The organism is Bacteroides caecigallinarum, from assembly GCF_016901995.1.
Lineage (GTDB): Bacteria > Bacteroidota > Bacteroidia > Bacteroidales > Bacteroidaceae > Phocaeicola > Phocaeicola cellulolyticus.
The window spans coordinates 82756-95516 of the sequence record NZ_JACJLE010000003.1 but is presented as its reverse complement, the minus strand read 5'-3'; the positions used below and the strand labels follow the sequence as shown (position 1 = coordinate 95516).

The window sequence follows — 12761 nt, the reverse complement described above, 5'->3', positions numbered from 1 at the left end:
CTAAAAACAGAATGGGACTATTTATAAGAAAAAGCATTGAAACTCTGCAGGCAGAAGCGCAGGCTTCCGGCAGTAAGACTCTGAAAAGAGTGCTTGGTCCTATAAGCCTTGTAGCTCTTGGAGTTGGAGTAATAATAGGTGCAGGACTTTTCTCCATTACAGGAACTGTAGCATCCGAATTTACAGGACCTGCCATAACTCTGTCGTTCATAATTGCAGCCATAGGATGCTGCTTTGCAGGTCTGTGCTACGCTGAATTTGCTTCGATGATTCCTGTGTCGGGCAGTGCTTATACATACTCGTATGCCACTATGGGCGAACTCATAGCATGGATTATAGGCTGGGATCTTGTTTTGGAATACACCGTTGCCGCAACTACCGTAAGCATAAGCTGGAGCAGATACATGGTGGTCTTTCTGGAAAGTATAGGTATATCCCTACCCCATCATCTTACGGCCTGCCCATGGGACGGGGGTATAATAAACATACCTGCAATACTCATTGTAATAATGATGAGCATCATACTGATGCGAGGTACGGCAGGAAGTTCCATATTCAACGGTTTTATAGTATTTCTGAAGATAGCCGTAATCCTGGTTTTCGTAGTACTGGGGTGGAAATTCATTCAGGCAGACAATTATACTCCATACATCCCTGAAAATACCGGAAAGCTGGGTGAGTTCGGTATATCCGGAATATTCCGCGGTGCGGCAATAGTATTCTTTGCCTTTCTCGGTTTCGATGCTGTAAGTACAGCAGCACAGGAGACAAAGAACCCTAAACGCGACATGCCTATAGGAATTCTGGTTTCACTTCTGGTTTGTACTGTTTTATACATTCTGTTTGCACACGTGATGACAGGTGTGGCGAACTATACCGAGTTCAAAGGTCATGTGGGAATAGCACCTGTAGCCGTTGCCATAGAAAATATGGGAACTGCTGATGCTTCAGGAACAATCATTCCTGCATATCCTTGGCTCAACAAGGCCATAATTCTGGCGATACTGTTCGGTTACTGTTCTGTCATAATGGTGACTCTTATGGGACAGAGCCGTGTTTTCCTGAGTATGAGCCACGACGGTCTGCTTCCGAAGTTTTTTTCAAAAATAAACGAAAAGACAAGAACACCAGTACACAGTAATTTGTTATTTATGGTGGTTGTAAGTCTGCTGGCAGGATTTGTACCTGCACAGGTGGCGGGCGAGATGACAAGCATAGGAACACTTCTTGCATTCACACTGGTATGCGCCGGAATTCTTGTTGTGAGAAAGACAATGCCGGATGCACCAAGAGCATTCAAAACTCCGTTTGTACCGGCAGTACCGATACTGGGAATACTGACATGCCTGTGTATGATGTGTTTCCTGCCTGCCGATACATGGATAAGACTCGTACTCTGGATGCTGATAGGACTAGACGTATATGCATCATACGGTATCAGACACAGTAAACTGGAAAAAGGAATAAAAATAAGGAAGGGAGATATGGTGCTGAATATCATGGGGATATCATTGTCCGTACTGAGCATAATAACAGGACTATGGCATCAACAGACAGTAGGCTGGGAAGCAGATAAGACATTGCTGACCATATCATTTGTCTTTGCAGTGACACATTGTGCATACTACATGTACAGAATGTGGAAACACTCCAAACCTGCGCTATCGTAATGTCTTATATCTTAAAATAAGTTATAAAACGTAACTTTGTCCAAGAATTCAGAGTTTTCAACTACAGGCTTTTAGAAAAAAAGTACTTATTTTACAGCGATTTATAGATTATGGATAAAAATATATTGATGGTCGCAGTCCGTGCTGCAATAGAAGCAGGTGCGAAAATAATGAGCGTCTATACTGATCCGAATGCGGATTTTGAAATTGAAAAGAAAGCAGACAATTCACCTCTGACAATAGCCGACAGGAAAGCGCATGAAGTTATCAGCGGAATACTTTCATCGACAAATATTCCTGTACTGAGTGAGGAAGGCAAGAAGCTTCCATTCGAAAACAGAAAGGAATGGAACGAGTTGTGGATAGTCGATCCGCTGGACGGAACAAAGGAATTCATAAAAAAGAATGGCGAATTCACCGTTAATATAGCATACGTAAAAAACGGTACGCCTCAAGCCGGAGTAATATATATTCCGGTAAAGGAAGAATTATATCTGGGCGACTGTGAACACGGTGCATTCAAAGTGGAAAATATAAATTCAGTTTCTGAAGAAGAAACATTCTCTTCGCTGACATCAAGAGCCATACATCTTCCTATAAGAGAAGAAAGAAATAAATTCGTAGTAGTGGCTTCTCGTTCGCATCTTTCTCCTGAGACAGAAGAATTTATCGAAAAGGTTAAAGAATTACACCCTGATGTAGAGACTGTATCAAAAGGCAGCTCTCTAAAACTATGTCTCATAGCCGAAGGCAAGGCAGATATTTATCCGCGTTTCGCTCCGACAATGGAATGGGATACAGCTGCCGGACACGCCATTATCCGTGCTGCCGGAAGAGAGGTATATCACACAGACGAGAAAACGCCACTCTCATATAATAAAGAAGATTTATTGAACCCGTGGTTCATAGCCAAGTAAGATAAGAATAAAAAAGATGTCGCACGAAATAATCATAGTACTTGTCTCACTTGTAGGGATGCTCGCAGCACTAATTGCTGATAAAATGAGACCGGGAATGATTTTGTTCTCCGTTCTCGTGGTTTTCCTATGCACCGGAATATTGACTCCGAAAGAAATGCTTGAGGGATTCAGCAACAAAGGTATGATAACTGTGGCTATGCTGTTCCTTGTAAGTGAAGGAATACGCCAAAGCGGCGCTCTGACAAAACTTATAAAGAATCTGCTTCCCGTAGAAAATATAAATGTTTTCAAGGCTCAACTAAGGATGTTGCCAAGTATTGCCTTCATATCGGCATTCCTCAACAACACTCCGGTTGTGGTAATTTTTGCGCCAATAATAAAGAGGTGGGCAAACTACGTAAAGCTTCCTGCCACTTATTTCCTCATTCCTCTGTCGTATGTAACGATTTTAGGAGGTATGTGTACACTTATAGGAACTTCTACAAATCTAGTGGTACACAGCATGATACAGGATGCAGGAATGAAAGGATTCAGTATGTTTGAGCTTGGCAAGGTAGGTATCTTCATAGCACTTGCCGGTATCATATATCTGTTCGTTTTCTCAAAGAGACTGCTCCCTGCGCAACGTCCTGATCAGGTTATTTCAGGCGAAGATGATCCGTCGCTTCATCCTATAGAGGCTGTAATAGGAGCACGTTTTCCTGGTATCAACCGCCGCATTTCCGACTTCGACTTCAAACGCCACTATGGTGCAGAGATAAAGGAATTGAGAAGAAACGGTAATACATATACCAATCTTTCGAAGATGCACTTCCGCGAGAACGATACTCTGGTAATAATGGCAGACGACAGTTTCATCAAGACATGGGGTGAATCGTCTGTCTTCATCATGCTGGCAAACGGCAAGGACGTAGAACCTGTAGGAAAGAAAAAGCGCTGGCTTGCCCTTACATTATTATTGATTATGATTATAGGTGCTACAGTAGGCGAACTTCCTGCCGTACAGAAGATGTTGCCCGAAGGAATCAAGCTGGATATGTTCTTCTTCGTGTCGGTAACTACAGTTATTATGGCATGGACAAAGATATTTCCTCCACGCAAATACACCAAATACATATCATGGGACGTGCTGATAACCATTGCATGTGCATTCGGTATCAGCAAGGCTATGGTGAATTCAGGGGTTTCCGACCTGATAGCGAGCCAGATTATAGGACTTAGCCATAGTTATGGTCCGTATGTATTGCTGGCGGCAATGTTTATAATAACGAACATCTTTACCGAACTGATAACAAACAATGCAGCTGCGGCGTTGTCGTTTCCGCTTGCCTTGTCACTGTCGCAACAGCTTGGAGTAAGCCCTATGCCATTCTTTGTCATCGTATGTGTGGCAGCCTCGGCCAGTTTCTCCACTCCTATCGGTTATCAGACAAACCTTATAGTACAAGGTATCGGTAATTATAAGTTTACAGACTTTGTACGCATAGGTCTGCCGCTTAATATCATTACTTTCATAATTTCGGTACTCCTTATACCGCAAATTTGGCCATTTTAAGAAATAAATAAAAACTAGACATATATGGAAAATAAAAACAACATTTATCCTATATTCGATAAGATGCTCACCAGAGCCGACAAGGAAGAACTGCTTCATCAGCATAGCGTGATGATTTGGTTCACCGGACTGAGCGGCTCAGGTAAAAGCACGATTGCAATAGCTCTTGAAAGGGAATTGCAAAAGCGTGGTCTGCTATGCAGAATTCTTGACGGAGACAATATCCGCAGCGGAATAAACAACAACTTGGGATTCTCTGAAGAAGACAGAGTAGAAAATATCCGACGCATAGCCGAAATAGGAAAACTGTTTGTAGATACCGGTATAATCACTATTGCAGCCTTTATAAGTCCTAACAATGACATTCGTGAAATGGCTGCCAATATTATAGGAAAAGAAAATTTCCTTGAAATATTTGTAAGCACACCTATAGAGGAATGCGAGAGAAGAGATGTGAAAGGCCTTTATGCAAAAGCCAGACGTGGAGAAATAAAGAACTTCACAGGTATATCAGCACCTTTCGAAGCTCCGGCTAACCCGGCTTTGTCTATAGATACGTCAAAACTGAGTGTTGAGGAGTCTGTAAACAAACTTCTGGAACTTATACTTCCTAAAATATCATTCAAAAAAGACTAAAAACAAAATAAAAATATGATCGAAGAATATAAACTTAGCCACTTGAAGGAACTGGAAGCTGAGTCTATCCACATTATACGTGAAGTGGCTGCCGAATTCGAAAATCCTGTCATGCTTTACAGTATAGGCAAGGATTCATCTGTAATGGTACGTCTGGCAGAAAAAGCTTTTGCACCGGGCAAGGTACCATTCCCTCTTATGCATATCGACTCAAAATGGAAATTCAAGGAAATGATTCAGTTCCGCGATGAATATGCAAAAAAATATGGCTGGAATCTCATTGTAGAAAGCAATATGGAGGCATTCAAAGCCGGTGTAGGTCCTTTCACTCACGGTAGTAAAGTCCATACAGACCTAATGAAGACACAGGCTTTGCTTAATGCACTCGACAAATACAAATTCGATGCAGCATTCGGTGGTGCACGCCGCGACGAGGAAAAGTCACGTGCAAAAGAACGTATATTCTCTTTCAGAAATGAGTTCCACCAGTGGGATCCTAAAAACCAGCGTCCTGAACTTTGGGACATTTATAATGCCCGCATCAGAAAAGGAGAAAGCATCCGTGTGTTCCCTCTGAGCAACTGGACAGAACTTGATATATGGCAGTACATACGTCTTGAAAATATTCCTATCGTTCCTTTGTACTTCGCAAAGGAAAGACCGGTCATAAACATCGACGGACAGCTCATTATGCCTGACGACGACCGTCTGCCTGAACAGTACAAAGATAAAATAGAAATGAAGAAGATACGTTTCCGTACTCTTGGCTGCTGGCCACTTACCGGAGCAATAGAAAGCGAAGCCGATACTATCGAAAAGATTGTGGAGGAAATGATGACCACTACAAAGAGCGAACGTACTACACGTGTGATTGACTTCGACCAGGAAGCCAGCATGGAGCAGAAAAAACGTGAAGGATATTTTTAGATAATTAAAAATTAAAGAATTAATAATTAAAAACGCCTCTGTTATAATTATTAATTGTTCATTATTCACTTTTAATTATTAATTATTAATCGAGTAAAATGGAAACTTTAGATAAAAACAAATCAGGAAACCCTATGGAAGGCGAAGCACGCGGAAATATGTCCATAGAGGAATTCCTAAAGAAAGACGAACAGAAGGACTTGCTCCGTTTCCTTACAGCAGGTTCTGTTGACGACGGTAAATCAACTCTTATAGGCCGTCTGCTGTTCGACAGCAAGAAACTTTACGAAGACCAGCTTGACGCACTCGAACGCGACAGCAAGCGTGTAGGTAACGCAGGCGAACACATCGACTATGCTCTGTTGCTCGACGGTCTGAAAGCTGAACGCGAACAGGGTATCACAATCGACGTGGCATACAGATATTTCTCTACAAACAACCGTAAGTTCATCATCGCCGACACTCCGGGACACGAACAATATACCCGCAACATGATTACAGGTGGTTCTACAGCCAATCTTGCAATCATCCTTGTTGATGCCCGTACAGGAGTTATCACCCAGACAAAACGCCATTCATATCTGGTTTCGCTGCTTGGTATCAAGCACGTGGTTCTGGCTGTAAACAAGATGGACCTTGTAGATTTCTCAAAGGAAGTGTTCGACAAGATTGTCAACGACTATAAGTCTTTCGTTGAGCCTCTGAATATTCCGGACATTCAGTGCATACCGCTTTCGGCTCTTGAAGGTGACAACGTGGTAGAAAAATCAGACCGCACACCATGGTACGAAGGCACATCGTTGCTTGAATATCTTGAAACAGTACATATCGGAAATGACCACAATCTGAAAGATTTCCGTTATCTGGTTCAGTACGTTTTGCGTCCTAACCTTGATTTCCGCGGATTCTGTGGAAAGGTATCTTCAGGTGTTATACACAAAGGCGACGAAGTGATGGCTCTCCCGTCAGGAAAGAAATCACACGTAAAGAGTATCGTTACATACGAAGGTGAGATAGACTATGCTTTCCCTCCTATGTCTGTAACCATAACACTGGAAGATGAAATAGACGTGTCAAGAGGTGAAATGCTTGTACATCCGGACAATGTTCCTATGATAGGACGTAACTTCGAAGCCATGCTGGTATGGATGGACGAAGAGAAGATGGACATGGAGAAATCATTCTTCCTAAAACATACAACTAATACAAGCCGTACACGCATCGACAGCATAGAATATAAGGTAGATATCAACACAATGGAACACCTGAGTGTTGAAAACGGCCGCCTTGCAAAAGAAGATGTTCCAATGCAGTTGAACCAGATAGCAAAGGTTGTCCTTACTTCGTCAAAGGAACTGTTCTTCGACTCATATTCTGACAACAAGGCTACAGGTGCATTCATACTTATAGACCCTATAACAAACAATACAAGTGCCGTAGGTATGATCATCAATCAGGTGGCAGACAAGGATATGCACAATCAGATGGAATTGCCTGTTCTGGATTTGCCTAAACTTGGTATCGCTCCTGAACACTATGAAGCTATAGAAAAAGCTATGAAAGAGCTGTCACGTCAAGGAATAGATATTGAAATAAGAAAATAAATACGAATAATGGGATTACTAGAATTCAGCAAGTTGCCTGTAAACCCGATGGTTGGGGCTGACTGGAAAACTTTCAATCAAATAACAGAAGGAAGAGTCATAGACGACAAATTCAAGAACAAATACAGACTTACAAAATCTGTATGCCGCTTATTGTCTTCACTCAAGCCATTACAGGACAAAAGATATGAAAAACTGCTTGCCGACAAGCCTCTTGAACACGACCCGGTATTCATATTAGGACACTGGCGCAGCGGAACAACATTCATGCATAATGTGTTCTCATGCGACAAGCATTTCGGATATAATACTACCTACCAGACAGTATTCCCTCACCTGATGATGTGGGGACAGCCTTTCTTCAAGAAGAACATGAGCTGGCTTATGCCTGACAAGCGCCCGACAGACAATATGGAGCTGGCTGTTGACCTGCCACAGGAAGAAGAATTCGCTTTGGCAAATATGATGCCTTGCACATATTATAATTTCTGGTTCCTTCCTAAGCATATGATGGAATATGCAGACAAATATCTGCTTTTCAATGATATTACTGATGATGAGCTGAAGACATTTGAAGACGTTTTCACCAAACTAATCAAGATATCATTATGGAACACTAAAGGTACACAGTTCCTGAGCAAGAACCCTCCTCACACAGGGCGTGTAAAAGAGCTTGTAAAGATGTTCCCTAATGCCAAGTTCATTTATCTGATGCGTAATCCATACACTGTGTTTGAGTCAACAAGAAGTTTCTTCACCAATACAATACAGCCTCTGATGCTACAGAATATCAGCAATGAGGAACTTCAGGCAAATATACTGGAGGTATATTCAAAACTATACCACAAGTATGAAGAAGACAAGAAATTCATCCCTGAAGGTAATCTGGTGGAAGTAAAATTTGAGGACTATGAGCTGAATGCTTTCGATATGACCGAAGACATTTACAAAAAACTCTCATTGCCGGGATTCGATGAAGCACGTTCTGCAATTGAAGCATATGTAAATAAGAAAAAGGGTTACAAGAAAAATAAATATCAATACAAACCGGAAACAATAGAGCTGGTTGAGAAGCATTGGTCATTTGCCCTTGAACAATGGGACTATAAACTTTAACACATATAAAGACAATAAGTCCATATAACAGAAATATCGTTTGTAAAGACTTTTCTATACAAACGATATTTTTTTATTTATATTCCATTATAGATACATTATCCGTGTGCGATAACGAAAAATATGTTATTTATTTGAGTAATAGTCCAAAATAGTCGAAAATAGATTGGAAATTACAATAAAAGACATTATTTTTGGCAAATAAAATAAATAACTAAATCTTAATTAGAGTAAAATCTGTAGAAAAACAAAGCATGGAACAAGTTTTCAGTTACATCATCGGGCTAGGTGCAGCGGTGATGATGCCTATCATTTTTACAATCTTAGGCTTGTGTATCGGTATCAAATTTGGTAAAGCTCTCAAGAGCGGTTTGTTAGTAGGTGTCGGATTCGTTGGTTTGTCTGTAGTCACTGCATTGTTGACAAGCAGCCTTGGTGATCCTTTGAAAAAGGTGACCGAAATTTATGGTTTAAGTCTTGGTATTTTTGATATGGGTTGGCCTGCTGCAGCTTCTGTAGCATATAACACTTCTGTAGGAGCATTTATCATTCCTGTATGTTTGGCTGTAAACATTGTAATGCTTCTCACTAAAACAACAAAAACTGTAAATATCGACCTTTGGAACTACTGGCATTTTGCTTTCATCGGAGCCGTAGTATATTTCGCAACTGAAAACATCTGGTGGGGATTCTTTGCTGCTATCATCTGCTACATCATAACACTCGTTATGGCAGACCTTACTTGCAAACAGTTCCAGGGATACTATGACAAGATGGACGGTATTTCTATCCCACAGCCATTCTGTCAGGGATTCGTACCTTTCGCACTTGTTATAAACAAAGCATTGGATATGATTCCTGGATTTGACAAGCTTTATATCGACGCTGAAGGTATGAAGAAAAAATTCGGTATCATGGGTGAACCGCTTTTCCTTGGTATCGTTGTAGGTTGCGGTATCGGTATGCTTGCATGCAAAAACGGTCAGGAAATGGTTGACAATATACCTGCTATCCTAGGATTAGGTATCAAGATGGGTGCCGTAATGGAACTTATCCCACGTATCACTTCTTTGTTTATCGAAGGTCTTCGCCCTATTTCAGACGCTACACGCGAACTTATCGCACGCAAATTCAAGAACAGTGCAAACCTTAACATCGGTATGAGCCCTGCATTGGTTATCGGTCATCCAACAACTTTGGTTGTATCTCTTCTTCTTATTCCTGTAGCATTGTTCCTTTCAGTAATACTTCCGGGTAACCAGTTCCTTCCATTGGCATCACTTGCCGGAATGTTCTACCTCTTCCCTGCAGTACTTCCTATAACTAAGGGTAACGTATTGAAGACATTCCTCATCGGATTGGTCGGACTCATCGTTGGTTTGTACTTCGTAACAGACTTGGCTCCATTCTTTACTCAGGCTGCTCACGACGTATTTGTAAAGACAGGTGATGCTGCCGTTAAGATTCCTGAAGGATTCCAGGGAGGTGCACTTGACTTTGCTTCAAGTATTTTCTCATGGTGTATTTTCCATTTGATATATAACTTCAAATATGTAGGTTCTGCCGCATTGGTAGCCATAGCTCTTATCATGGCCATCTATAACAGAACACGCATCATAAAAGAAGCAAAAGCTCACAGCAACAATTAATTAAGAAAACCTAAACTCAATAAAACAATAAGAACATGAAAAAATTAGCATTAGCAATGATGATGGGCTTAGCAGCCATCTCAGCAAACGCACAGATGAACTACTCAGTGCAAACAGCTTGCCATCCACAGGATGTTAAGCATTATGACACAGAACGTCTCCGTAACGCTTTCGTTATGGAAAAAGTAATGGCTGCCGACGAAATCAATTTAACTTATACTCTTTATGACCGTCTGATTTACGGTGGTGTAATGCCTGTAAACAAGGTGTTGAAACTTGAAACTTTCCGCGAACTTGGTCCTGAAATCACTTATTTCCTAGAACGTCGCGAACTTGGCGTTATCAATATCGGTGGTGACGGTGTAGTAACTGTTGACGGTAAAGAATACCCAATGAAATACAAAGAAGCTTTGTACGTAGGTTGCGGTAACAAAGAAGTTACTTTCAAGAGTAACGACGCAAGCAAACCTGCTAAATTCTATATCAACTCTGCTCCTGCTTACAAGCAGTACGTTACACAGTTGATTACAACTGACGTTAAGGCACAGAAAGCTGAACCTAAGAAATATGCTTTGGCTATTTCTGACCACTATGGTAAGATGGAAGACAGCAACGACCGTGTTGTAAACCAGCTCATCGTAAAAGACGTTCTTGAAAGAGTAAAGAACGGTGGTACTAACCAGTTGCAGATGGGTCTTACTGAATTGGCTCCGGGTTCTGTATGGAACACAATGCCTGCTCACACTCACACTCGCCGTATGGAAGCATACTTCTACTTCAATGTTGAAGAAGGTAACGCAATCTGCCACCTTATGGGTGAACCTAAAGAAGAACGCCTTGTATGGCTTCAGAACGAACAGGCTATCACTTCTCCAGAATGGAGCATCCATGCTGCAGCAGGTACTCGCAACTATACTTTCATCTGGGGTATGGCTGGTGAAAACTTGAAATATAGCGATAAAGACGAAATCAAATATACTGAAATGAGATAATAAAAGTATATAAGTCATATTTAGAGTCTGTCTATTCCGGTTTCCGGATAGGCAGACTTTTTTTTGTGCATAAAAAATATGCCTGTTCTTTTGCTTTTATATAAATAATCCATACATTTGTACTGTACTACTTTTATGGTACAGTATAACAATATTTAAATATCTAGAGTTATGGTAGAACTAAATAATGTATCATTCGGCTATAATCCGAATAAAAACGTAATCGAAGATCTGAGCCTCAATCTTGAAGAAGGCAGATTTTACGGACTTTTAGGGAAAAACGGAACAGGAAAAACCACTCTGATGAAAATAATATCCGGAATTCTTTTTGCAAAAGAAGGATATGTAAATATAGAGGTTAACAATCCAGGAAACAGAAAACTTGAAACATTACAGGAAATATTCATGATGCCTGCCGATTTTACATTTCCAAAAATGAGTCTTGAAAAATATGTCTCTCTATATTCATCATTTTATCCTAAATTCAATAAAGACATCCTTGACGACTGTCTCGATAACTTTGAAATAAACAAAAACATAAAAAGTATCGACAAACTTTCTTTAGGAGAGAAACACAAGATAGCGGTAAGCCTGGCTATTTCATTCGGTACAAAACTAATACTATTCGACGAAGCAGCCAACGGGATGGATATACCTACCAGAAAAATGTTCCGCAAAATGCTTATGAAACACATCAGTGAAGACCAGACTGTAGTTCTATCAACCCATGTGGTCCAAGATATAGAAAACCTGTTGACAGACATAATAGTCTTAAGAAAAGGCCAAAAGACATTTATATCATCACTTGACGACATACGCAGTAAGTACTCTTTCGGAATACAGAGCAATGAAGAAGGCGCGATATATTCCGAACCTTGCGCCGAAGGTTATCGGGTGATATGCAACAACACCAATAATGATGACACAGAGGTTTCCCTGGAACTATTATTTAACGCATTGACAAAAGAAGGAGGTATATTATGAAAAGTTTCAGTTTGAAAAGAATGATGCAGTTCAGTAAACTGCAACTAAATGAATTGTTTTTAAACAAGACAGCAGCTGAAGCAATAAAACTTCTATTACTGCATTCGTTCTCAATAACATTTATCAGCCTTGCAATGAAAAGGAATGGTGGTATAAAGGAGTGTATATCATTGATTGAGTTATTATTACTTCTTTACTCATATTATTTTTCATTCTTGAATCTGTTTGGTGATTTAGTGGCTAAAAAAGGAGTTGTAAACAAGATATCCGTTCCGACTACTCTTTCCGAAAAGCAAGCCAGTCTGTATTACAGCACTTTACTTATGGGGACTATGATATTAATACCAAGTATTATAATATCAAACATAATAATGCAAGCTGCCATACCTTTTGTATTTGGAGATGAAGTAAACGGTTTACACCTCATATTCGGTGGTGGTGGAAAGGGTATAAAGATGAATCTGATTGCTGCGATATTAATACTTTATTTTATAATCCTCACTCCTCTTGCATTACTATACCGTAAATACAAAAAAGTATATTTCTGGAGTATGTTCATAGTCTTTATCATGTCGTATATGTTACCGATAATATTTATGTACGGAGTAATAACTAAAATTACTCTGGTGCTGGTAACTGTATTTTGGAGTATTTTTGCTATAATTACGGCAAACAAAGGATTAAGAAAAGTAGAACTGGAATAAGCCT

11 protein-coding genes are annotated in these 12761 nt (G+C 40.3%); all 11 read left to right on the top strand.

Going from position 1 to position 12761, the window contains the following annotated elements:
• The first annotated feature begins 11 nt into the window (after nucleotides 1-11).
• Nucleotides 12-1670 carry an amino acid permease gene (locus H6A61_RS01600; RefSeq protein ID WP_204390509.1) on the top strand — a complete coding sequence of 553 codons (1659 nt, stop codon included), beginning with the start codon at nucleotides 12-14 and terminating at the stop codon, nucleotides 1668-1670.
• Between the two features lie 110 nt (nucleotides 1671-1780).
• On the top strand, nucleotides 1781-2587 hold the full coding sequence (cysQ, locus tag H6A61_RS01595; RefSeq protein WP_204390508.1) for a 3'(2'),5'-bisphosphate nucleotidase CysQ: 807 nt from the start codon (nucleotides 1781-1783) through the stop codon (nucleotides 2585-2587).
• A gap of 16 nt (nucleotides 2588-2603) precedes the next feature.
• Complete coding sequence (locus H6A61_RS01590; protein ID WP_204390507.1) at nucleotides 2604-4145, top strand: SLC13 family permease; 1542 nt, start codon at nucleotides 2604-2606, stop codon at nucleotides 4143-4145.
• Between the two features lie 24 nt (nucleotides 4146-4169).
• Complete coding sequence (cysC, locus tag H6A61_RS01585; protein ID WP_154043182.1) at nucleotides 4170-4781, top strand: adenylyl-sulfate kinase; 612 nt, start codon at nucleotides 4170-4172, stop codon at nucleotides 4779-4781.
• 15 nt (nucleotides 4782-4796) lie between these two features.
• Nucleotides 4797-5708, top strand: coding sequence for a sulfate adenylyltransferase subunit CysD (gene cysD, locus H6A61_RS01580; protein WP_204390506.1), 912 nt, complete (start codon nucleotides 4797-4799; stop codon nucleotides 5706-5708).
• A gap of 98 nt (nucleotides 5709-5806) precedes the next feature.
• Complete coding sequence (gene cysN, locus H6A61_RS01575; protein ID WP_430746760.1) at nucleotides 5807-7312, top strand: sulfate adenylyltransferase subunit CysN; 1506 nt, start codon at nucleotides 5807-5809, stop codon at nucleotides 7310-7312.
• A gap of 9 nt (nucleotides 7313-7321) precedes the next feature.
• Nucleotides 7322-8428 carry a sulfotransferase family protein gene (locus H6A61_RS01570; RefSeq protein ID WP_204390505.1) on the top strand — a complete coding sequence of 369 codons (1107 nt, stop codon included), beginning with the start codon at nucleotides 7322-7324 and terminating at the stop codon, nucleotides 8426-8428.
• Nucleotides 8429-8682: 254 nt separating this feature from the next.
• Nucleotides 8683-10077 carry a PTS galactitol transporter subunit IIC gene (locus H6A61_RS01565; protein WP_154043178.1) on the top strand — a complete coding sequence of 465 codons (1395 nt, stop codon included), beginning with the start codon at nucleotides 8683-8685 and terminating at the stop codon, nucleotides 10075-10077.
• A gap of 35 nt (nucleotides 10078-10112) precedes the next feature.
• Nucleotides 10113-11069 carry a 5-dehydro-4-deoxy-D-glucuronate isomerase gene (gene kduI / locus H6A61_RS01560; protein ID WP_204390504.1) on the top strand — a complete coding sequence of 319 codons (957 nt, stop codon included), beginning with the start codon at nucleotides 10113-10115 and terminating at the stop codon, nucleotides 11067-11069.
• Between the two features lie 171 nt (nucleotides 11070-11240).
• Nucleotides 11241-12053, top strand: a complete 813-nt coding sequence (locus H6A61_RS01555; RefSeq protein WP_204390503.1) for an ATP-binding cassette domain-containing protein — start codon at nucleotides 11241-11243, stop codon at nucleotides 12051-12053.
• The gene (locus tag H6A61_RS01550; RefSeq protein WP_204390502.1) at nucleotides 12050-12757 is read left to right on the top strand and encodes a hypothetical protein; all 708 of its coding nucleotides are present in this window, start codon (nucleotides 12050-12052) and stop codon (nucleotides 12755-12757) included. Before H6A61_RS01555 ends, H6A61_RS01550 begins: the two co-directional genes overlap by 4 nt.
• Nucleotides 12758-12761 lie beyond the last annotated feature (4 nt).

Excerpts from the sequence above, each read along its gene's own strand:
- cysQ (WP_204390508.1), top strand. The coding sequence starts at position 1,781 with ATGGATAAAAATATATTGATGGTCGCAGTCCGTGCTGCAATAGAAGCA.
- H6A61_RS01555 (WP_204390503.1), top strand. The coding sequence starts at position 11,241 with ATGGTAGAACTAAATAATGTATCATTCGGCTATAATCCGAATAAAAAC.
- cysD (WP_204390506.1), top strand. The coding sequence starts at position 4,797 with ATGATCGAAGAATATAAACTTAGCCACTTGAAGGAACTGGAAGCTGAG.
- H6A61_RS01570 (WP_204390505.1), top strand. The coding sequence starts at position 7,322 with ATGGGATTACTAGAATTCAGCAAGTTGCCTGTAAACCCGATGGTTGGG.
- kduI (WP_204390504.1), top strand. The coding sequence starts at position 10,113 with ATGAAAAAATTAGCATTAGCAATGATGATGGGCTTAGCAGCCATCTCA.
- H6A61_RS01550 (WP_204390502.1), top strand. The coding sequence starts at position 12,050 with ATGAAAAGTTTCAGTTTGAAAAGAATGATGCAGTTCAGTAAACTGCAA.
- cysC (WP_154043182.1), top strand. The coding sequence starts at position 4,170 with ATGGAAAATAAAAACAACATTTATCCTATATTCGATAAGATGCTCACC.
- H6A61_RS01600 (WP_204390509.1), top strand. The coding sequence starts at position 12 with ATGGGACTATTTATAAGAAAAAGCATTGAAACTCTGCAGGCAGAAGCG.
- cysN (WP_430746760.1), top strand. The coding sequence starts at position 5,807 with ATGGAAACTTTAGATAAAAACAAATCAGGAAACCCTATGGAAGGCGAA.
- H6A61_RS01590 (WP_204390507.1), top strand. The coding sequence starts at position 2,604 with ATGTCGCACGAAATAATCATAGTACTTGTCTCACTTGTAGGGATGCTC.
- H6A61_RS01565 (WP_154043178.1), top strand. The coding sequence starts at position 8,683 with ATGGAACAAGTTTTCAGTTACATCATCGGGCTAGGTGCAGCGGTGATG.